Below are 19,597 nucleotides of genomic sequence, written 5' to 3'. Positions count from 1 at the left end.
GGATGCCCCTTATTATTTTTCATGCCGGTTAAGGTCTTTATGGCGGTAGATATCCATGCACCGGGTGGAGCAGAAGGACTTGCCGCCGTACTTCTCCACTTTACCCGTGATCTGCTTTTTACAGTTCGCACAGACTTTGGGTCCAAAAAGGCCGCCGAACATACCGCTCACCATTAAATATATAGTCATACCACAACATAAAACCCCCTGATGCTCACCAAGAGGGTCATTCCCTGCCTGGACGTGGTTTTGGGAGAACGCGGCGGATGCGTGGTCAAGGGCGTGGAGTTCGTCAACCTGCGGAACGCGGGGGACCCCGTCGAGCTTGCAAAAAGGTACAACGAGCAGGGCGCGGACGAGCTGGTTTTCTTAGATATAACCGCCTCGCACGAGGGCCGGAAGACCATGATCGACGTCATCGAGCGCACGGCCGACGAGGTCTTCATCCCCATGACCGTGGGCGGCGGCATCAAGAGTATCGAAGACATCCGGTCTATCCTGCGGGCTGGGGCGGACAAGATAACCGTGAACACGACGGCTGTCAAGGACCCCTCTTTCATCAAAAAGTCCTCGGACATCTTCGGCGCCCAGTGCATCGTGGCCGCCATCGACTGCCGGAGCAACACTAATATCGGGGACCCGAACGCCGTTAACGTCATAGAGAACAAGTCCGGGAGGCCGGCCTGGTACGAGGTCGTCATCTACGGCGGCCGGACGCCCACGGGCATCGACGCCATCGAGTGGGCCAGAAAGGTCGAGGAGCTGGGCAGCGGTGAGATCATGCTGACAAGCATGGACACTGACGGCACCAAGGACGGCTATGACCTGCCCATTACGAGGGCCATATCCCATGCGGTCAGAATCCCGGTCATCGCCTCGGGGGGAGCCGGGAACGTCGAGCACATGTACGAGGCTTTTTCATACGCGGACGCGGACGCCGCGCTGGCCGCGAGCATATTCCATTACGGGGAATACACGATCGGCCAGGCTAAAGAGTATTTACGCTCAAAGGGCGTGCCCGTGAGGCTCTAGCATGGACATACGTGAATTTCAGCGGCTGATGAAGGTGATATACGGCGCAAACGACTCGGAAAGGGGCCTCCAGAAAACCCAGCTCTGGTTCTACGAGGAATGCGGCGAGCTCGCCGAGGCCATGCGTAAAAACGATAAGAAGGCCATCGAGGAAGAGATGGCCGACGTGTTCGCCTGGATGGTCTCCCTGGCCAACATGCTGGACGTCGACGTGGAGAGAGCCTGCCTGGAAAAGTACCCCATGACATGCCCCAGGTGCGGCAGCTCTCCCTGCAAGTGCCAGGACAAGTGAAGCCGGCATTACCACCATGTTTTTTAAATAAGGAGGCCATTATCATGGTAAATGGACTCTATCCTATCGGCCTCCGTCAGGTATGGCAGCATGCGCACCCGGGAGCTGCTCTTCAGGCCAGTGGACCTGGCATTCTGGATCAAGTCGGCGCTGCATCTATCTGCAGGGGACCCGCGTCAGGCTGAGATTGCCCGCCTTAAGCCCTATTATAGAGGGACGAGGCTGCTGGCGGCCGCCGCCCTGGTCCTGATACTTCCGGCGCTCATAATACCATTCATGGAATTATTTTTCGGGCTCAGCGGGGCCATTATCGCATTAGTCGTCTACTGTATTCTCGTCCTCCTGCTGGGCTTCGCCGGCCTGTTCCTGGAGGCGAGCCTCGACGCCATATTCGGCATCGCCCACGAGGCCGGGTATGGCTTTACCCGGGCGGCGAGAGAGTTCATCGGCTTTGTCAGGGGCCACCCGGGCGAGGCGGTCGGGTATATGGGCGGAAAGCTGCTCGTCGACATGGGCGCGATGACCGCGGTATCGCTATTTTTCCTGCCGGCGCTGGCCGCCATGATACTGGTCCTGTCGTCCGTGCTGCATACGCTGGAGGCCGGCATGGCCGTCACGAGGATGACGGCGCTGGGAGGCCTCGGGCTCGTCGTTTTGTTATCCGTGGCCGCGGTCCTGGCCACGATGCTCATACTGGTGCCGCTTTCGGCGTTCTACGGCTACTATACGGAGGAAGCTGTACGGCGCATACGAAAAGCGTAAATGGCGAGGATAAAAAGCCGCTGAGGCTGCCGGACCTCGTCAGCCTGGGCGTGGGCGGCACGATAGGCTCGGGCATCTTCGTTGTGCCCGCGGTCTCCGCCGCCATGGCCGGGCCGAGCTCGCTGCTCGCATGGGCGCTCTGTGCCGTATCCTTCGGCTGCGTCCTCGCCTGCCTGATGTGGCTGTCCCGGCGCTATGCCGACACGGGCGCGTTCTACACGCTGTTCACGAAGGCTTTCAGCGAGAGGTTATCGGGCGCCATCATCGTCTGCTATATCCTGTCGGGCATCCTGGGCGTGGCCACCATCGCGGCCGCCATCGGCGACAGCGTGAGCGTCGGCATTCCGGCGCCGGTCCTCGAGGCGCTCGTCGTCATCGCCTTCGGCATGCTGAACCTGCTTGGAGTGGCGCTGTCCGCCTGGGTGGAGGACGCATTGACCATCCTGAAAATCCTTCCCCTGCTCATCATCACTCTCCTGCTATTGCCCTTCATCAGCGAGAGTAATTTCATCCCCTTCAGTCCCCATGGGAGCCTGGCCTTTTTAAGCAGCGCGGTGGTCGTTTACTGGTGCTTCACCGGCTTCGAGCTCTCCGCCATACCGTCGAAGCCCGTGAATGACCCCGACAGGGCCGTGCCGCTGTCGCTCCTCTACGTGTTCGCCATCGTCACGGCCATATATCTCTCGCTTAACTTTTCATTGATAGGCAGCGTGGGCAGCGAGGCCCTGGCGTCCACCGCCTCGCCGATATCGTACGCGGTCGAGCACTTCTACTCAGGCTGGGGCGTCGTCGTCCTCGCCATCGCCATGATCTCGATGCTCTCCGCCCTGAACGCCTACCTCCTCGGCACGTCCCTCGTGATGGAGAGCTTTTTCGGCCGTTACAACCCGGCATTCGCCCGGGAAAGCCGCTGGCATGTGCCGGTCCTCGCAGTGCTTATCTGTACGGCCGTTACAGCCATATTACTATTGATCATGAACCGCTTCGTGTTCCTGGCCAGCGCCTCGGTCATCAGTACCCTTATCCCTTATGTATTCCTGTGCGTCGCCGCGTTCAGGCTCATCGATAGTCGCTGGGTCAAGGCGACGGCCATCGTCGGCATCGTATCCACTGCGACCGTCCTCATCACGTCTTTTATTTAAAAACCCGCTGTGTTGGATTACTCTTGTATTTTAATCCTTATAAGAGACGGAGATCGCCTGTTGTTGTAGCACTTAAACGGCATATTCAACCACAGCAAAAAATTTAAAAGATACTCGGCGACGTTAAGTATTTATCCTTGAGCGGGACACTAGAATCAAGGCATATAGCCATGGAAGACATCTTTTCATTATTCGGCAAGAGCCTTAAGGAAATGGGGAAAAGCCCCGTCCTGCTCATCGCAGGCTTCGTCGTGGGCGCGCTCGCGCTGCCCCTCCTGGCCGGATATGGCGAGACCAGTGAAACGATCCGTTCCATAGCCGTCGATTTTTCACAGTTCTTTGTACCGTTGCTCATATTGCCGTTCATAGGCGGCGGAGCGCTCGGGTACGCGATCGAGGTCCGTGAAAAGGGCGCTTCCAGCCCCTCCACGTTTATCGCCTCCGCGACGAAGTATTACCCGAAGATGATCATGGGCGGCATCATCGCTTTTATCGTTTACTATATAATTACAGCCGGCAGCCTGATGTTCGTGCTGGCGGGACTCATGGCCGACCCATTTTTAGGCTCCATGCTGGGCTTTCTCGCGGTCGCGCTGGCCTTCCTGATACTTATGGCCATCGAATTCTACGATATCAGCATCGTCGCCGATAACGCCGGCGTCATCGCCGCTTTCCAGAACAGCATCGACTTCACCCGAAGGAACCTTGCCCGGGTCGTAGTGTTCTTCATCATCGTGCTCGTCTTCAAGGCGCTGATCCAGATGCCCCTGTCTTTCGGCATGGCCGGCGCCATGATGGCCAACGATACGTATTATAATGCCCTGATGGCCGCTTCCAACGCCTCTTTTAACAACAGCACGGCTGCGGCCACGAACAGCACGCTCAACCTGACCTCGCTCCTGAGCATGGAGTCTTTTACGCTCAGCCCCGTCGCGCTGGCCGTCGTGGGATTCTTCCAGGTGCTGCTCCAGGGATTCGTCTTCGCGCTGCTAACGCTCTTCAAGACCGAGGTCTACCTGACGACGAAGAACCGGAGGAAGATCACGGACTTCGACTACGACTTCTCCGACGAGAAGATGGCCTGAGATCGATAATTAGCGATCTAACTTTTATCTTGGGGGGTTTACAGTCATGTACTCCCTTTTTGCAGGTAGACCGGGATAAAACCGGGGAAAGCCATCATTATATTTTTGGATCGGGCACGGGATTAGTAGGCTTTTTCCTCAATTGTCTATAGCACAGGTATATGACGTATAGCAGGATACCGGCTGCCAGGCCTATGGTCGGGTCCACGAGAAGCGTAACGGCGCCCATTCCCAGAGTCACGGGCCAGACGTCTGTTTTTATGGCGCTGCGCAGGAGCTCCGCGCCGGCGAAAAAGAGCAGCGTGCCCATGATGCCGAGAGGGATAACGTTCAGCATGGCGGACGTGGCGATGAACGAGAGGGCGACGAAGATGGCGCCTATCATGATGTCCGCGCCGCCCGTCCTGGCGCCGAACCGGTAGTGGGCGGCCATGCCGCCGGCGCCGTGACACATGGGCAGGCCGCCCAGGAGGGGCGCGATCAGGTCCGTAACGCCGATGGTCACGCATAATTTCCTGTTGGATATCTTTTCCCTGAACAGGTCGGATGCCAGCAGGCTGGTCGCGAGCACGGCGTTCGTGAGCGTCAGCGGCACCTGGGCGATGCCGGCCTTGTAGATGCCGCTCAAAACCTCGCTGACGCCGGGCACGTAAAGCTCCAGGGGCAGGCTGATGCTGACGGGAGGGATGCCGTGAACGTAGAGGCCGTAGGCGATGCCCAGGGCGAAGATGATGAGAGCCCCCGGGAAGCTCAGGTTATCGTGATCGCGATTCCATAGCAGGGACAGGGAAAATATGCAGACGGCTGCGATGCCGATGAGCAGGTCCCCGTAGATGTACTGGCCCCCTTTTAAAAGCAGTAGCAATGCCAGGCCGAGCTGGACGCCGCGTATAATGCTCAGGGGAAATATTTTCGCGATGTAGTCGATGAGCCCCGTGGCGCCGATAAATAAAAACACCACGCCCACGAAGAGCCCGGCGCCTACGATCTCGCCCTGCGTTAGGCCCGCCGACACGATGAGCGCCCCGACGACCTTGAGGGGCTCGACGGCCACGGGGAGCCTGTAGATCAGCCCCGTGATCACGTAGTAGAGGCCGAACATCAGCAGTATAGGGCCGAGTTTCATGCCGGAAAGGCTCACGGCTATCAAAATAAAAGGGATGATCGTCCCCAGGTCGGCCATGGACCCGGTCAGCTCTGGCAGCGTGAACTTTGGCTCGGCCATCAAGGAACCATGTATGGCCTCATGCTTTATAAAAGGGTCACGATGACCTCGTCCCCGGCCTTCATGCTCTCGCGGGCCAGGAAATACCCGTCGGCCACGATGGCCCGAGTCGACGAGGACACAAGCGACACCCGGTACTGCGGCCCCGGGAACAGCTCCAGCGGCGACCCTTTATAGCCCATGGGCACGGCCGTTGAATGGCCCAGTTTGACGTAGACTACATGCTCGAAGTCGCCCGCGTTCACGCCCACGTCCTTTTCCAGGCGGACGGCCACGGACGGCTGCCTGACATCGCCCAGCACGAAGCGCTTTACGATGAGCTCCATCGAGGTAAAGGAGCCGGTCGGCTTGCCGGGAAGCGAAAATACGGGCCTGCCTTTGTAATACGAAACGAGCAGCGGCTTTCCGGGCCGCAGCCGGTAGCCCTTAAAAACGACTTCGCCGCCGTCCATTATCGTTGAGACCACATAGTCCTTCTTTCCGACCGAGATGCCGCCGATCGTGACGATGACGTCGAACCTGCCGGCGGCATCGTCCAGTATGGCCTTCGTTTCGCCGGCATCATCGGGCACGGCACCGGCGTTCCCGGCGTCGCAGCCCCAGCGCTGCAGCATGGCGCAGACCATGGGCGCATTACAGTTCCTGACCATGCCGTTCTTGATCTCGTCGCCCGTCGAGAGCACGCCCACCCGGATCCTGCGGAATACCGGCACATCTTCGACGCCAGCCGCGCTCATGACGCAGATCGCCGGGGGGCCGATGACCGCGCCCTTCTCCAGTATCACATCGCCGGCCTCGAAGTCGGAGCCCGCGTAGACCAGGTTCTTTTCCTGGCCCGGCGACGGGCCGGATACGATTAAGTCGCCTTCGGCCACGACATCCTCGATCTTAAGCACGGCGTCCGCGCCTGCTGGGACCGCCGCGCCGGTGGCGACGTAGACCGTCTCGCCTTTGCCCAGGAGGACTTTATTCCGGTCACCTGCGTATACGTCGCGTATGATCCGGAGGGGATAGCCGTCCGCGGGCCGGACGGCGTAGCCATCGACGGTGGACATGTTGAAGCGCGGTGAGCGTTCCCGGGCAGATACGCCGGAAGCCAGCCGCCGGTCCAGAGACCGCTGAACGGGAACGGGCTCGCATTCGAGAGAGCTATAAAACGCCTTTCGCATCCCATCCACGAGCTCCAGGGCCCGGCTCAACGGCACCATGGCCTCTATTTCTTTCTGGCTCGGCACACCTTCACCCGCTATAGCTAATGCCGCTGATGCGCTCCTTCCCGCTGTACACGAGCATCCTGGGCGGCCGGGCGAAGCAGACCAGCGTCATGTTCAGCTGCCTGGCCAGGTCTATTCCCGTCGAGAATGGGGCGGTATTACTAATCAGGATCGGAACGCCGGCCCTATATGCCTTTGCCACCATGCCTCCGGCCATGCGGCCCGTGCAGACGATAAAGCACCGGGAAAGGTCCCGCCCCTGAATGAGGGCCTTGCCTACAGCCTTATCCATCGAGTTGTGGCGGCCGATGTCCTCGGCATATGAAACGATGCCTCCTGCCGCATCAAAGATGATCGTACAGTGCATGCCGCCGGTCTTTTTCCAGTTGCTGGCAAGCTCGTTTATGAACCCCAAAGAATAAAAGATCGTATCCTTGCTCACAGAGAGCTTCGACGCTATCGGCTCCTCCAGCCCGCTCCAGGACGCCTTTACGCCCACACAGCCGGAGCTCCGGATCTCCACCCACAGGTCGGCATCCTCGCCGCCGAAGGAAGGCACGGAAACGTCCACGTTCGGCCACTGGACGTCGATACTTCGGATATCTTTAACGGATCTGATCAGGCCTTCACATACGAGATACCCGCGGGCGAACGCCTCCAGGTCGGCGGGCGTGATCGTCAGGCTGGCGACGCGTGTGCCGTTGATGAGCAGGTTGACGCTGTCCTCGACGCACACTTCCGCATCGATGCCGTGCGCCGTATCGCGGTCGATGCCGACCGCGTGATAGCTGGCCGTGATATCCCTTAAAACGGCATCGTGTTCTTTTTCTTTTTCCATCATGCCTTCCACCGGGTCAATTCGCCTTATACCACCGTTTCAAAGTTTTTATTATTCAAATAGTTAATGCTATTTAATTACAATTTAGACATCAATGTAACACAAAATAATAAACAAGCGCCCGCCAGATCACCAGCCGGCTGGCTGCATCAGGCGGTCCCGGTAAAACTCGATGCCGGAGATCGCTTCTTCGCCACAGTATATGCATGCGCGGGCCGGGCTCTCGAAGCGCATGATAACGATGTGCCCGGATCGGGCGGATTCTATCGCCCTGTCCGTGGGCAATGCCGGCGACAGTACCGCCGCGATACCGGCCCTGGCAGCCGCTTCGACCATGGTGGAGTCCACCGGCCCGGAGCAGACGGCCACCGTATCGCTCAGGCAATGTCCCGATAGCAGTACTTTACCGGCGGCCTTCCATAGCACACAGTGCCGGTCGACGCCCACGGCATAGCTCATCAGCCCGCCATATGCGGAAAAAATGACCGAGAAATGGCCATGCCCGGGATAAATGGCCGGGGCCATCTCCTGTAAGTGGAGAATATCATAGAAGAGGCTCCGGATGTCGAGCCTCTCTCTCGCCCTGGCATCCGTCGGCACCCCGCCGGATGGCGGCTTCAGCCTGACGTAGACTTTATCGCCATGGACTTCGACGGACAGGATGTCCCCGACATCCCGGGCCATGCCCTCGCCGATGGCGTAGCCATAGGCCAGGGATTCAAGGCTATCCGGCGTGGACGACAGCGAAGCGGAGAACTCTCCATTCACGTAAAGCCCGATCCGGCGGTCGCGCAGCACGTCCATCCGGACCGGCTGCGCCCGGCCGCCGACGACCTCCACGGCCTCGTATGAGGCGGTGGGCGATGACTCCATGCGGCCCCCTCAGCTGTGGCTGACCTGGGAAGTCGTCTTATCGAGGTACTTCTTCGCCTCGTACTCCTGCCCTTTACCGTTCTTCGTAAAGTTCGCCCGCATCAGCGCTTCCGGGCCCAGGACCGGGCCTTCACACTTTTCGATCTTTACTGGCAGGTTCTTATAGCGGGGGCTTCCCGTGCTTTCGGTCTCTGGCGTCACGACCGTGTTCGCCCATATGCCGCGGGGGATAAAGACCTCGCCCTTCTGCTGGGTGCCGGTCTTCTTCGCCTTGACGACGACGCTGTCCCCGTACTCGTTGGTGACCCGCACGTACCATGGCCTGCCGAGCGCCTCGAAGTCTTCCGGGTTGATGTTACAGTAGGCGGCTTCCCTGACGTATCCCTCGGTGAACTTGTTCCCGCCCTTGATAATGGCGCCCTGGTATACGGTCGAGCCGGTGTTAAGTATAATGTCCATCATGTCGCTCACTTCCTCGGCTTCTTTTCCTTGACGATCTTCAGAAGCTGCTTCAGCGTATCCTCGTTCGACTTGGTGAAGTCAAAGGGCGGCGTCGTGAAGCTCCTCGCGTATATGGGCACGTTGTCCATGCGATAGAAGGTACCCTCGCACTCCATGCCGTCCAGCACGCCGGGCAGGATGACGTCGCTCACGAAGGCCTGTGGGCCGGGGGCGATCTCCAGCGATATGACCGGCACGTCCATCATGTGCTCCACGGCCTTCTTCGGCAGGTGCCCGCCCAGGTCGGCGCACATGCACAGCACGGCGTCGACTTCTCCTCTCGTGAGGGCGTCCACGCACGAGTACTCTCCAGGCTGGTACCGGGCATATCCCCTCGAGTAATCCACGGCGAACGGGAAGCCGCACGTCCAGGAGAGAACGTGGTTAAAGCCCGCCACGTTACAGTGGCCCCGGTTGGCCAGGATGACGAACTTCGTGTAATCGTTGCAAAGCTGCGTCAGCCGCATCGCGATGGAGGCATTATAGTGCTTGCCCCTGGTGCTGGCGATACCCAGGCCGACCCAGATGACTCCGAACTTGCATTCCTTGATCATCTCCGCCATCTTTTTGATGGTCTCCTCGCTCACGCCGGTGACCTTTTCCGTGTCCGGGTTGAGCTCCTTGCCCCGCAGGGCGACCATGACTGCGTCCAGCAGCTCATAGTCCTTGCCGGGCTTGAGCTGGACATGCAGGTCCGCCTGCGCCGCGGTTGGCGAGCGCCGGGGGTCGACGACGACCATCTTGCGGCTCTGATACCCCTGCTCGGTGAAGAAGCCTCGCATATACATGGAGTGGCGGCTCATGTGCCGCGGGTGCGAGTCCGCAGGGTTGCAGCCCCAGTAGATCGCAAGGTCGGAACGGTTCCGGCATTCGCCGAGCGTGCAGGCCACCTGGCCCGCGTCCTGGATCGCCATGACCGTAGGGCCGTGGCAGATCGTGGCGTTGCCGTCCACGAGGCCGCCCAGGTATTCGGCGATCTCGATGCCGACCGCCATCGCCTCGTTCGAGGTTTCGCTGCCCATGAAGAAGAAGGGCCGCTTCGCCTTGACCAGGATATCGGCCGCGGCGTTCAGCGCCTCTTCCCAGGATACGCGCTCGCCGTTCACCGTCGGGTAGACCAGCCGGTGGGGGCTGCGTAGCTCCTGGAACTTCGCGTCGCCCATCAGGCACGCGTTCTTCGTCGTCACCGACGTGGGCGTCAGCTCGATCTCGCAGTCGTCGCATGACATGCCGCATACGGGGCAGGTCACGTCCGTGCACTTAATCACTTCGCCTTCTTTTTTGACCAGATCGGTCTTCACGATGTTCGATATCAAAGATTGCACCTCAATTAACGTCAGACAGTAATCATCCGCAGGAGCGGCCGATGCGGCGTATGCCTGCGGGATTTCCGGCTCTCTGAGTAGAGTTTTACGGCCAAAACGTCATATAAAGATATCTGCAATGATTAACACTTTGCGAATAATTAAACAAATACATTAACAATCCCGAAATTGTTTAATATATTATTAACTATATGCAAATGCTGGGGCTGCTTTATTAAAATATATCATTTTTATAATAAATAATACACCGGCCTTGAGTATTCGTTGAAATATTCGGAAAAGTCATAAACTATATACGTTAGTATTTAACAAAAATATTAAACACAGGGAGTGCCTTCATGAGGGAAGACGAGAAGAACATGTTATTGACCGAAAAGCAGATAGAGATACTGAGGATGAAAAAAAGGGGCATGTCCCAGGCGGACATAGCCCGGGCCCTGAAGACAACCCGCGGGAACATTTGTATAATCGAGAACACGGCCCTTAAAAACATCGAGAAGGCGAAGAACACTATCAAGTTCTACCGCGCGATGGAGGCGCCCATCTGGCTGACCATCCCCGGGGGCACAGACCTCTATGACATTCCCGGAAAAGTGTTCAAGGCCGCGGACAAGAAGCGCATCAAGATCACGGTCGACTCCGCCATGGTCATCGTAAAGCTCAAGACCGAGGCTGCCGACCGGATCCACGGCCGGCTCACGAACGACGATATCGACATTTCCGTGGACGAGCACGGGAACCTGGCCATTAATTAGTGGAGCTCTCCACCTTTTCCCCCTTGTCGTAGTACGCCATGCTGCCGCAGGCACGGCATACGCCGCTCTCCAGCGTGCTGGACGGGACCATCTCGCCGCAGGATAAGCACTTCGCCGAATCCCACTTTTCCTTCGGAGTGAAGCGGACGCTAACATATTCCCAAGACAGGACGTTCCTTCCGGCCTCGATGATCTCTTTCAGGAGGTCCTCCCCGTCGACGCCTCCCCGGTATGACGGGTCATTGATATACCATGCGTACAGCGTGGGGTAGGCGGACGCTTTTTTCGCATCTATGTAAACGCGCACGCCAGGCGCCGTTTTTCCTTCTGAAAAGCGGTTGATGGTGATGGAGAACCTCCCTGTGTTGATGACCCTGAGCCGGTGGTTCCCGTACGTGCAGTGGGTGATCACCTGGACCGCGTCCGGGAGACACTTGGGAGATTCGGTGACCGCATACAGCCGGCCGCCCGGCTTCACGCCCAGCTTTTCCAGGGCCAGGTCCACCATGAATACGCCCAGCAGGAGCCCGGCGGCCGGGAACGTGTGGAACTCCACGCAGTCGTCGATATAGCCACGGACTCTCGGGTCGACGTGGTATTTTTCCATTAGCTCGTGAATATCATTGGAGTGTTCATTGTTCATAGGCCATCGAACATTAAATTGTCTTATAGAATAAATATGTTATCGTAAACAATTGCAAAATGTATATAATATAAGCTAAACTTGTTTAGTAATATACATAATCGACCGATCGTTCATGCCTTCCTGCCTGAACAATTCTAATAGTGAATATGTATTACCAGGTTTATCTAAAATAATAACTATCCATTCATGTATAGTAATTATTATATACGACGGTTAGTGTATTATTTTACATTATCGAGGCATGACTGATGTCGGCAGAGCAAGACGCTTCCACGGATGAGATGGTACTGAAACCGGTGGGAGTCGTTCATTCGCCCATAAGAGCCCGCGACGATATGCCCATCCGGGGCGTCGACGCCGAACTCGAGATATACGAGCCTTACGTGGACGCGCTATCCGGCGTGGACGGCAACACGCACCTGATCCTGCAATGCTGGCTCCATGAGGCGGACCGGAGGGTCCTGAAGGCTGTGCCCCGGAAGATCTCGGCCAGCCTGCCGGAGCAGGGCGTGTTTTCCCTGCGCTCTCCCGCGAGGCCGAACCCCGTCTCCGTCACTGTGGTCAAACTATTGAGGCGCTACGGGCGGTACGTCTTCGTTTCCGGTGCGGACGCCATCGAGGGCACGCCCATCCTCGACATCAAGCCCTACCAGGCGGGCATGGACTGTATCTTTTCGGCGAAGAACCCGGACAGGACGCAGAAGATCAAAAAGATGGCCCCGGGAGAATACAAGTACAGCCTGGTCCATGAGGCGCTGAACTTCCATGGTGAGCGCTGTACCGGGCTCGCGCTGGCCGTCCGCATGGGCATCGTGGCGAACATGATGCTGAAGCGTGACCTGAGGAGCGACGGCATAGGCATTATCATCGGCAAGAACCCCTGCATATCGGACTCGCTCATCGGCATCACCGGCGCCAGGCTGGGTAACGGCCGGCTGCTGTATAACCTGAGGCCGAAGCTGAAGCAGTCCGGGGCCGACTCGTACTCAATCTTCAGCCCAGAAAAGACCGTCATTTTCAGGCTGAGGAAGTTCATGAAGGATTTCGACGGCATCCTCGAGAGCGACGTGAATGACCTCTTCGATATCGAGGTCATCTAGGGAGCGTCTAAGAATTATTTTATATAATGTTTAAATACATGATAGAATCTTTAGTGTTTGGTTAACAAAAGATATAAATAATGATAGAGGAATTTATTTTTATGTGGTCATTTAAATTACCACAATGTTAGTATCCGCACAAATATCCGATAGCATGTGCGGGTGCCACCACAAGCCACACTTCATGGGCTCTCCTGAAAATAGCGGTATCCGCGTATGCTATTGGTTTCCCCGATACTTGTCCATTATCTCTTTTGCCGTTGTCAGGTCCGCGTACGTGATGCCATATCTCTTTTTTAGGGCCCGGGCAAGGGCCATCCGGTAGGACCTCTCGGGGGCCGGCTCGCCGTCCACGATGCAGCTACGGCGCCGTATCAGGACCTCGTAGAGGTCTTCCATCTCCCGGTCCATGCCCATTAGATAACCTTCATAGGCCTCGAGCACGTCCTCCCGGTCGAAGAAGGGGTTGCCGAAATACTTCATCCATCGATATCCGATCATGCCGCCCCGGCGCCCGTTCATCTCCCGGAGCTCGTCGCCGAGGTCGGAGTCCCTCGAAAGGCGGATGTCGACCACCAGCGTGATATCGTTATCCAGCAGGGAGCTGTAAAGGTCGTCCAGGCTCTGGGAGCCGAGGCCTGCCAGAAAGAATGTCGGCATCATACACGCTAACGTAGCGCGTACAATATGATATAATTCTTGCTAACAGGAGTGGCAAAAAGTTACTTCATGATCATGACGGACGTGGACTTGACGACCACCGTCACCTTATCGCCGGCCTTCAGCTTCATCTCTTCCACGGCGTCTTTGGTGATGGCGGACTCGATGACGTTCTCTCCGACCTGGACCATGACGATGGCCATGACAGCCCCGACCCTTACTTCCTTTACAGTGCCCTGTAGCTTATTGCGTGCGCTGAATTGCATATTAATATCACCGTATGAAATATATTCATATGAAGATTTATACATTATTATGAAATTTTTATGGCCAAGAGGTCATTTTGGGCATATATAAGAAGTATCGGATGTTTGTTCATCACTTTTGCTTATCAATTATTAAATGTTTAACAAAAAGATTAAATACAATCATGTCAATTAGTGATTGCCTCATATACGTTATAAGGCATACGCGCCGCCACAGAACGATAGTGAGGGGGTAAGTGAACGGGACTGCACGACCTTAATCCAACGGGAATAGGCTCGTGCATGCCCTTCCCCTCGCCTTTCTCATCGCCCGATTTTCCGCTTCGGAAACCTTTAATAGTCTGCCGCCTGTTTTATTATTCTGTTATACATCATTCTTGCGTTTATTATACTTTCAATAACAGGCCAGTGAGGCGTAATATGGCATATGGGCAGCGATCCGGCCTTTTCCTTAACTGCGGCCTTATCGGGCTTTTTCGGGCTCATCATTATTTCCTCTGTTCATAACGTTTATGAAATTATGATTAACATTTATGCTTAGCAAACACATAACTGTTAAATATTATTTATGTATATATAGCATAACGTTTTCCATCACAGGAGGATACCATGCAAAACAAGAGGTTTGTGATCGCAAGTGTTGTGATCGTAATATTACTATCTGTATTGGTAGCGGGCTGCACGACGACCAGCCCCACGGTAAGCCCGACGGCGGCACCGACGGCCATCCCCCAGAAGACGACCCTGACGGTCTTTGCCGCCGCGTCGCTGAGCGACGCGTTCAACGAGACCGCCGCCGCCTTTGAGGCGAACCATACGGGCGTCGACGTCGTCCTGCAGTTCGCCGGCACGCAGCAGCTCCGGACCCAGGTCGAGCAGGGCGCCTATGCGGATGTTTTCGCGTCGGCGAGCATTCCCCACCTGACCGCGCTCCAGGATGAGGGCTATGTGGACAACGCGACGGCGAAGAACTTTACGAAGAACAAGCTGGCCATCATCGTACCGAAGAATAACCCGGCGAACATCGCCAGCCTGTCGGACCTGTCGAAGCCCGGCGTCAAGCTCGTCATCTGCGCGGCCAGCGTGCCCTGCGGCAGCTACACGCTCCAGCTATTGAACAAGACCGCCAACAACTCCTCGTACGGCGCCGACTTCAAGACGAAGGTCATGGCCAACGTGGTCTCCCAGGAGACGGACGTGAACAGCGCCGTGTCCAAGGTCGCTCTGGGAGAGGCGGACGCGGCGTTCGTATACAAGTCGGACGTTCCCAAGGCCATGCAGGACAAGGTCACGACCATCCTGATACCGGACAGCATCAACGTGCTGGCGACGTACCCGATCGCAGTATTGAAGCAGTCCAAGGACCCGCAGGATGCGCAGGCTTTCGAGGACTTCGTGCTATCGAGCGATGGCAAGGCGATCCTGACTAAGTACGGGTTCATCACGACTTAAGGCGATAAAGCATATCGCCTTTTCTTTTTTTCATTCGGCATTTAAAATTGCATCGACAAACCGGCTGGTGCCTTTTCTCAGCACGCTCTCCGGCGTGCCGGCCACCAGTATACGCCCTTTTTCCATAACGTAGACCCGGTCCGCCATCTCCATCGCCTCGCGGGCACTGTGGGTGACAATGATCGTGGGCACGTCGGCGTTCAGGATCAACTGCTTTAGATCCCTGCGCATGGCCATGCGGGCTTCAGCGTCTAATGCGCTCAGCGGCTCGTCCAGTAAAAATGCCGAGGGCTCTATTGCCAGGGCCCGGGATAGCGCGACGCGCTGCTTTTGCCCGCCCGACAGGCGGGAGGCCTTCTCGCTCCGGAGTTGCCACATATCGACGCCCTCCAGCAGGCGCTTTACCCGCCCATCCAGCTCTTCCCGGGGGCAGGAACGCATGCGGAGCCCGAAGGCGACGTTATCGTATACGGACATGTTCGGGAACAGCGAGTAGTTCTGGAACAGGTACCCGATATTCCTTTTTTCCGGCGGGATATCGACCCCTGTGCATCCGTTAAAGAGACTCTTTCCGTCGATGCTGACCTGCCCCTCGTCGGGCGTCGTGAGGCCGGCCACGACGTTGAGCACGGTGGTCTTGCCGCAGCCGTTCTCGCCCATGAGCGCCAGGATCTCGCGGTCCCCGGCCTCCAGGCTAACGTCAAGGTTAAAGTCCCTCAGGCGCTTTTTCACGCTAACCTTTAGCGTCAACGGCGGCCCTCCGGGTCAATATTTTAACTGAAATTATAACGACAAACGATACGATCACCAGTATTATGGACAGCGCGATGGACGCGTCGAGGTCGCTCTGCATGGTGGTAAAGATCGCCAGAGGCATGGTCTGGGTCCGGCCCTGGAAATTACCGGCGAACATGATGGTGGCGCCAAACTCCCCGAGGGCCCGGGCCCAGGCGGTGATCACCCCGGAGATCAGGCCGTTCAGGGCGATGGGCACGGTAATATAGAAGAACGTGGCCGTGCGTGAAGCCCCCAGCGTCCGCGCCGCATTTTCATAGGAAAGGTCGACGTCCTCGAAGCTGCTCTTCGCCTGGCGCATGTAGAAGGGCGATGCCACGAAGAGCTGGGCCATGACCACGGCCCCGGTCGTAAAGCCGACGGTGATCCCTGCCATATTCAGGTACTGGCCGACGACACCGACGCGGCCGAAGGCCATGAGCAGCGCGATGCCCGCGACGGCCGGCGGCAGCACGACCGGCAGGTCGAGGACCGTGTCCACGAATTCCTTGCCCGGATAGTCGTACCTCGCGTTCACGTAGGCTACGGGCGTACAAATGGCCACGATAAGTAGCGCCGACGCCGTGGACGTGATGAGGCTCAGCTTCAGCGCATCGACCACGACGCTGCTCTGTAGCTCGCGAAAAAAGCTATCGGGGGATATCTTCAGGAAGAGCGAGGCCACGGGGAGCCCGATGAACAATAAGACCAGGGCAGTCAGGACAAATACGACGACGGATGCCGACGATGGCCTCTCTGTCAGCTTCTTCGTTACCGCATTTCCCGTCGTGCGCATATTTATCATGCCAGTGTGGCAGAGCCATAATGGACAGCCACCTATATAATTATTATTTACCATAAGTCTGTGTTTAATTTTATAATTAAACATAAAGCGATATAATAATTGCGTAATTAGCAATAAATATACAATTAATCGGTTAACACAACCAGCGAAGATGTGTCTATAAGATAATCCCATGCTATCCGGAGAATATTTCCCGGATTAGCAGTTGTCTGATTATGATAGAAGGTTTATATATACAGCGGTATATCGGAGTGTAATAATTAAGCTATATTACGCCTAAGACCATAGCATTAAAAAACCATCAATAAGGGTGTGTGAAAATGAAAAGGGATGGAAAGAACGCGGGCGCCTTCCTGGCGACCATTATGTGTCTCACATTTATATGTGGTATGACCCTGCCACTCCTGGCGCAGGCCGCAGATACGACGCCCCCGGTCACGAACGCTTCAGTGTCCGGAACCGTAGGGAATAACGGCTGGTACACGACCACTCCGACCGTTAGCCTTTCTGCCACCGATGCCGGCGGCTCCGGCGTTGCCCACACGTACTATCGTATCAATGGCAGCCAGCTGATAACGTATACGACGAGCTTCACATTGCCCGACGGCAGCAATTCGCTGCTCTTCTACAGCGTCGACAACGCGGGAAATACTGAGCCTACTATCAGCGGCCACAATAGCATCGTTATAAACGTTGATACCGAAAAGCCGACCATGAACATCACGATAAAAGGTAGCATTATCAACGGGTATTATAATGGAACCGCGACTCTGAACCTCACTGCAAGGGACAACGTCTCGGGGATCTCGTCGATCTCGTATTCATATGATAATACGAACTGGAATAGCTATACCGGCAATGTCACGTTAAAGGACGGCAGCTATACTCTTTACTACGGGTGCTATGATAATGCAGGGAACGCCTATAATAACTCGACGACCCTGCAGGTCTTCAATCCCGAAATCGACTTTAACCCGACATGTAACAAGTGGTATACGGATGTAAGCAGTTTTAATATTTACTTCATTCTACCGCCGTCGGGCGACGTCGACCACGTCGATTTTGCCTTCAACGACCCTAAAAGTACCTGGCATCACAGCAACGACAGCACTGTTTATCCCATTTATCATTCCGCCCAGGGGAACACGACGATCTATTACCGTGCCGTAAGCGCTTCCGGCCTGATGGGTAACATGAAAAGTGTCTGGTACGGCATCGATACGGTCGCACCTACCATCGGCGTCAGCTTCGACGGGGAATACTCGAAGAGCAAAGGCTGGTTTAGCAGCGATATCACGGTGCACCTGAACGTCAACGATCCGGGCCCGGTCACGACAGAATATAGCTGGGACAACAGCCACTGGAGTACATATTCTGGCCCCTTCAAGGTATCCAAGGGCTCCTCCAGGACCATCTATTTCCGTACGACTGATCTTGGGGGCAGGTCGGCTAGCGGCAGTCAGTTCATCTACTTCGCCCCGACCACCATGAACCAGGGCGCCATGTCTGACTCGGTTTGGATCAACGGCGTGACGTATTCGGGTAACCCGACGGCGACCACGTCGCCGACGACCGCGCCCACGGCCATGCCGACGAGCATGCCCATCCCGACGCCCGTGCTCCAGCCGTCGCCGACGGCGACCCCCGACGTATCCACGGGGTCCGGTGACCCGCTGGCCATCGCTATCTTGATCGGCGTGCTGGCGTTCCTGGGAATCGCCGCAGCGGCCGTATACCTCTTCGTGTTCAAGCCAAAGTGAGCATTAAGAGTTCTTTTTTTTCTTAGAAAGGCATAAATTAGTTAATACCCTATAATATCCGGAGGGCCATTTATGATACCCATAGATGAAGAAGAGCTTGTCAGGATCATCGAGAACGCGAGCCCGTGGGTCGTCAACATCAGCGTGAGCATGGTGCAGGACGCCTACATGAACGCCGCCCCAGTGCAGGGCATGGGCTCGGGCATCATCGTGGACGAGGCGGGATATATACTGACGAACAACCACATCGTTGAGAACACGGACGGCATGGTCGTGAGCATGTTCGATGGCACGCGGCTCGACGGCACGCTCGTGGGCAACGACCCCATGTCGGACGTGGCCGTGGTGAAGGTGTCCGGCAAAAAGAAGCTGCCCGTGGCGAAGCTCGGCGACTCTGACACGGTCAAGGTCGGCCACACGGCCATCGCCATCGGGAACCCGTTCGGCTTCATGCTTCGCGGCCCGACGGTCACCATCGGCGTCATCAGCGCCCTCAACCGGACGATCCAGGCGGAAAAGGGCGTGTACGAGAATCTATTCCAGACGGACGCCCATATCAATCCCGGCAACAGTGGCGGGCCCTTGCTCAACAGCAAGGGCGAGGTCATCGGCATGAACTCGGCGAACATCCCGTTCGCCCAGGGCATCGGCTTTTCCATTCCCATAAACAGCGCCATGGCCATCGCCAGAGAATTAATAGAGCACGGGAAGGTCATCCGCCCCTGGCTCGGCATCCTGGGCATCGGCCTCAACAAGGAGATCGCCTCCTACTATAATTTGAGCGCCGAGGAGGGCGTGCTCATCACCCGGAGCTTCGAGAACAGCCCCGCCTGGGCGGAGGGCATTACCTCGGGCGACGTCATCCTGAAGGTGGACGGCAAGGCCGTCAAGGACATGACCGAGCTCGCGGGATACGTCCGGAAGAAGAAGATCGGCGACGTGATCACGCTGTCGGTGCGGCGCGGAAATTTGCAGGGCGACGTAAAAGTTAGGCTGGCAGAGATACCTACTTCAAAATAAATTTTTATTGTTTCAACTATTTTTGCTGTGTTAAATAATAGCTGTTGTCTGGCCGGATGAACTGTTTAAA

23 protein-coding genes are annotated in these 19,597 nt (G+C 56.6%); 10 read left to right on the top strand and 13 right to left on the bottom strand.

The genetic code is table 11. The annotated features are described in order from the left end of the window. Positions 1-12: 12 nt before the first annotated feature. Complete coding sequence (locus VMC84_RS04720; RefSeq protein ID WP_325378607.1) at positions 13-189, bottom strand: hypothetical protein; 177 nt, start codon at positions 187-189, stop codon at positions 13-15. A gap of 21 nt (positions 190-210) precedes the next feature. Here VMC84_RS04720 and hisF point away from each other — a divergent pair, with 21 nt between their 5' ends. The 5 genes from hisF (at position 211) to VMC84_RS04695 (ending at position 4,313) form a co-directional block, all read left to right on the top strand. Further along, positions 211-1,032 (top strand): imidazole glycerol phosphate synthase subunit HisF, encoded by an 822-nt coding sequence (hisF, locus tag VMC84_RS04715; RefSeq protein ID WP_325378605.1) that lies wholly within the window; start codon positions 211-213, stop codon positions 1,030-1,032. Position 1,033: 1 nt separating this feature from the next. Then, positions 1,034-1,324 (top strand): MazG nucleotide pyrophosphohydrolase domain-containing protein, encoded by a 291-nt coding sequence (locus VMC84_RS04710; RefSeq protein WP_325378604.1) that lies wholly within the window; start codon positions 1,034-1,036, stop codon positions 1,322-1,324. 51 nt (positions 1,325-1,375) lie between these two features. Beyond that, a complete protein-coding gene (locus tag VMC84_RS04705) occupies positions 1,376-2,086 on the top strand; it encodes a hypothetical protein (RefSeq protein WP_325378603.1) in 711 nt (236 codons plus the stop codon). After that, on the top strand, positions 1,984-3,228 hold the full coding sequence (locus tag VMC84_RS04700) for an APC family permease (protein WP_325378633.1): 1,245 nt from the start codon (positions 1,984-1,986) through the stop codon (positions 3,226-3,228). Before VMC84_RS04705 ends, VMC84_RS04700 begins: the two co-directional genes overlap by 103 nt. 170 nt (positions 3,229-3,398) lie before the next feature. Continuing rightward, positions 3,399-4,313 (top strand): hypothetical protein, encoded by a 915-nt coding sequence (locus VMC84_RS04695; RefSeq protein WP_325378602.1) that lies wholly within the window; start codon positions 3,399-3,401, stop codon positions 4,311-4,313. 97 nt (positions 4,314-4,410) lie between these two features. Here the strand turns inward: VMC84_RS04695 and VMC84_RS04690 are convergent, their stop codons facing one another. The 6 genes from VMC84_RS04690 to VMC84_RS04665 form a co-directional block, all read right to left on the bottom strand. Then, positions 4,411-5,538: a putative sulfate/molybdate transporter gene (locus VMC84_RS04690; protein ID WP_325378601.1), complete on the bottom strand. Its 1,128-nt coding sequence runs from the start codon at positions 5,536-5,538 to the stop codon at positions 4,411-4,413. Positions 5,539-5,564: 26 nt separating this feature from the next. Beyond that, positions 5,565-6,773, bottom strand: a complete 1,209-nt coding sequence (locus VMC84_RS04685) for a molybdopterin molybdotransferase MoeA (RefSeq protein ID WP_325378600.1) — start codon at positions 6,771-6,773, stop codon at positions 5,565-5,567. A gap of 4 nt (positions 6,774-6,777) precedes the next feature. Then, a complete protein-coding gene (gene fdhD, locus VMC84_RS04680; RefSeq protein ID WP_325378599.1) occupies positions 6,778-7,593 on the bottom strand; it encodes a formate dehydrogenase accessory sulfurtransferase FdhD in 816 nt (271 codons plus the stop codon). Positions 7,594-7,719: 126 nt separating this feature from the next. Further along, positions 7,720-8,463, bottom strand: coding sequence for a formate dehydrogenase accessory sulfurtransferase FdhD (locus VMC84_RS04675; RefSeq protein ID WP_325378598.1), 744 nt, complete (start codon positions 8,461-8,463; stop codon positions 7,720-7,722). Positions 8,464-8,472: 9 nt separating this feature from the next. Further along, positions 8,473-8,925 (bottom strand): molybdopterin dinucleotide binding domain-containing protein, encoded by a 453-nt coding sequence (locus tag VMC84_RS04670; RefSeq protein WP_325378631.1) that lies wholly within the window; start codon positions 8,923-8,925, stop codon positions 8,473-8,475. A gap of 5 nt (positions 8,926-8,930) precedes the next feature. Then, complete coding sequence (locus VMC84_RS04665) at positions 8,931-10,277, bottom strand: formylmethanofuran dehydrogenase subunit B (protein ID WP_349256741.1); 1,347 nt, start codon at positions 10,275-10,277, stop codon at positions 8,931-8,933. 350 nt (positions 10,278-10,627) lie between these two features. On the opposite strand from VMC84_RS04665, the gene VMC84_RS04660 reads away from it, so the two are divergent. Continuing rightward, complete coding sequence (locus VMC84_RS04660) at positions 10,628-11,044, top strand: Tfx family DNA-binding protein (protein ID WP_325378597.1); 417 nt, start codon at positions 10,628-10,630, stop codon at positions 11,042-11,044. Here VMC84_RS04660 and VMC84_RS04655 read toward each other — a convergent pair. Next, complete coding sequence (locus VMC84_RS04655; RefSeq protein WP_325378596.1) at positions 11,037-11,687, bottom strand: FmdE family protein; 651 nt, start codon at positions 11,685-11,687, stop codon at positions 11,037-11,039. The two genes, VMC84_RS04660 and VMC84_RS04655, sit on opposite strands and share 8 nt — an antisense overlap. Positions 11,688-11,938: 251 nt before the next feature. Here VMC84_RS04655 and tsaA point away from each other — a divergent pair, with 251 nt between their 5' ends. Then, entirely contained in the window at positions 11,939-12,790 is an 852-nt protein-coding gene (tsaA, locus tag VMC84_RS04650; protein ID WP_325378595.1) for a tRNA (N6-threonylcarbamoyladenosine(37)-N6)-methyltransferase TrmO, read from the top strand. 219 nt (positions 12,791-13,009) lie between these two features. Here tsaA and VMC84_RS04645 read toward each other — a convergent pair whose 3' ends face one another. From VMC84_RS04645 to VMC84_RS04635, 3 genes are all read right to left on the bottom strand, one after another. Beyond that, positions 13,010-13,453, bottom strand: coding sequence for a hypothetical protein (locus VMC84_RS04645; RefSeq protein WP_325378594.1), 444 nt, complete (start codon positions 13,451-13,453; stop codon positions 13,010-13,012). A 59-nt stretch (positions 13,454-13,512) separates the two neighbouring features. Next, positions 13,513-13,716 (bottom strand): TOBE domain-containing protein, encoded by a 204-nt coding sequence (locus VMC84_RS04640; RefSeq protein ID WP_325378593.1) that lies wholly within the window; start codon positions 13,714-13,716, stop codon positions 13,513-13,515. A 333-nt stretch (positions 13,717-14,049) separates the two neighbouring features. Beyond that, positions 14,050-14,205: a hypothetical protein gene (locus tag VMC84_RS04635; RefSeq protein ID WP_325378592.1), complete on the bottom strand. Its 156-nt coding sequence runs from the start codon at positions 14,203-14,205 to the stop codon at positions 14,050-14,052. Between the two features lie 120 nt (positions 14,206-14,325). Here VMC84_RS04635 and modA point away from each other — a divergent pair, with 120 nt between their 5' ends. Continuing rightward, entirely contained in the window at positions 14,326-15,168 is an 843-nt protein-coding gene (modA, locus tag VMC84_RS04630) for a molybdate ABC transporter substrate-binding protein (protein ID WP_325378591.1), read from the top strand. Between the two features lie 30 nt (positions 15,169-15,198). On the opposite strand, the gene VMC84_RS04625 is transcribed toward modA, so the two are convergent. Both VMC84_RS04625 and VMC84_RS04620 read right to left on the bottom strand, forming a co-directional pair. Then, entirely contained in the window at positions 15,199-15,918 is a 720-nt protein-coding gene (locus VMC84_RS04625) for an ABC transporter ATP-binding protein (RefSeq protein ID WP_325378590.1), read from the bottom strand. Beyond that, positions 15,902-16,738 (bottom strand): ABC transporter permease, encoded by an 837-nt coding sequence (locus tag VMC84_RS04620; RefSeq protein ID WP_325378589.1) that lies wholly within the window; start codon positions 16,736-16,738, stop codon positions 15,902-15,904. Before VMC84_RS04620 ends, VMC84_RS04625 begins: the two co-directional genes overlap by 17 nt. A 329-nt stretch (positions 16,739-17,067) precedes the next feature. Here VMC84_RS04620 and VMC84_RS04615 point away from each other — a divergent pair, with 329 nt between their 5' ends. Together VMC84_RS04615 and VMC84_RS04610 are read left to right on the top strand one after the other, a co-directional pair. Next, positions 17,068-18,507: an OmpL47-type beta-barrel domain-containing protein gene (locus tag VMC84_RS04615; protein ID WP_325378588.1), complete on the top strand. Its 1,440-nt coding sequence runs from the start codon at positions 17,068-17,070 to the stop codon at positions 18,505-18,507. Between the two features lie 72 nt (positions 18,508-18,579). Next, positions 18,580-19,527 carry a S1C family serine protease gene (locus VMC84_RS04610; protein WP_325378587.1) on the top strand — a complete coding sequence of 316 codons (948 nt, stop codon included), beginning with the start codon at positions 18,580-18,582 and terminating at the stop codon, positions 19,525-19,527. The last annotated feature ends 70 nt before the right edge of the window (positions 19,528-19,597 follow it).

The sequence above is a fragment of the Methanocella sp. genome (genome assembly GCF_035506375.1).
Lineage (GTDB): Archaea > Halobacteriota > Methanocellia > Methanocellales > Methanocellaceae > Methanocella.
This window is presented reverse-complemented; position numbering and strand designations above follow the sequence as displayed.

What these genes read in the sequence shown, in the direction of transcription:
- VMC84_RS04720 (WP_325378607.1), bottom strand. Translation starts at nt 189, where the DNA reads ATGACTATATATTTAATGGTGAGCGGTATGTTCGGCGGCCTTTTTGGA.
- hisF (WP_325378605.1), top strand. Translation starts at nt 211, where the DNA reads ATGCTCACCAAGAGGGTCATTCCCTGCCTGGACGTGGTTTTGGGAGAA.
- VMC84_RS04710 (WP_325378604.1), top strand. Translation starts at nt 1,034, where the DNA reads ATGGACATACGTGAATTTCAGCGGCTGATGAAGGTGATATACGGCGCA.
- VMC84_RS04705 (WP_325378603.1), top strand. Translation starts at nt 1,376, where the DNA reads ATGGACTCTATCCTATCGGCCTCCGTCAGGTATGGCAGCATGCGCACC.
- VMC84_RS04695 (WP_325378602.1), top strand. Translation starts at nt 3,399, where the DNA reads ATGGAAGACATCTTTTCATTATTCGGCAAGAGCCTTAAGGAAATGGGG.
- VMC84_RS04690 (WP_325378601.1), bottom strand. Translation starts at nt 5,538, where the DNA reads ATGGCCGAGCCAAAGTTCACGCTGCCAGAGCTGACCGGGTCCATGGCC.
- fdhD (WP_325378599.1), bottom strand. Translation starts at nt 7,593, where the DNA reads ATGATGGAAAAAGAAAAAGAACACGATGCCGTTTTAAGGGATATCACG.
- VMC84_RS04675 (WP_325378598.1), bottom strand. Translation starts at nt 8,463, where the DNA reads ATGGAGTCATCGCCCACCGCCTCATACGAGGCCGTGGAGGTCGTCGGC.
- VMC84_RS04670 (WP_325378631.1), bottom strand. Translation starts at nt 8,925, where the DNA reads ATGATGGACATTATACTTAACACCGGCTCGACCGTATACCAGGGCGCC.
- VMC84_RS04660 (WP_325378597.1), top strand. Translation starts at nt 10,628, where the DNA reads ATGAGGGAAGACGAGAAGAACATGTTATTGACCGAAAAGCAGATAGAG.
- VMC84_RS04655 (WP_325378596.1), bottom strand. Translation starts at nt 11,687, where the DNA reads ATGAACAATGAACACTCCAATGATATTCACGAGCTAATGGAAAAATAC.
- tsaA (WP_325378595.1), top strand. Translation starts at nt 11,939, where the DNA reads ATGTCGGCAGAGCAAGACGCTTCCACGGATGAGATGGTACTGAAACCG.
- VMC84_RS04645 (WP_325378594.1), bottom strand. Translation starts at nt 13,453, where the DNA reads ATGATGCCGACATTCTTTCTGGCAGGCCTCGGCTCCCAGAGCCTGGAC.
- VMC84_RS04640 (WP_325378593.1), bottom strand. Translation starts at nt 13,716, where the DNA reads ATGCAATTCAGCGCACGCAATAAGCTACAGGGCACTGTAAAGGAAGTA.
- VMC84_RS04635 (WP_325378592.1), bottom strand. Translation starts at nt 14,205, where the DNA reads ATGATGAGCCCGAAAAAGCCCGATAAGGCCGCAGTTAAGGAAAAGGCC.
- modA (WP_325378591.1), top strand. Translation starts at nt 14,326, where the DNA reads ATGCAAAACAAGAGGTTTGTGATCGCAAGTGTTGTGATCGTAATATTA.
- VMC84_RS04620 (WP_325378589.1), bottom strand. Translation starts at nt 16,738, where the DNA reads ATGCGCACGACGGGAAATGCGGTAACGAAGAAGCTGACAGAGAGGCCA.
- VMC84_RS04615 (WP_325378588.1), top strand. Translation starts at nt 17,068, where the DNA reads ATGAAAAGGGATGGAAAGAACGCGGGCGCCTTCCTGGCGACCATTATG.
- VMC84_RS04610 (WP_325378587.1), top strand. Translation starts at nt 18,580, where the DNA reads ATGATACCCATAGATGAAGAAGAGCTTGTCAGGATCATCGAGAACGCG.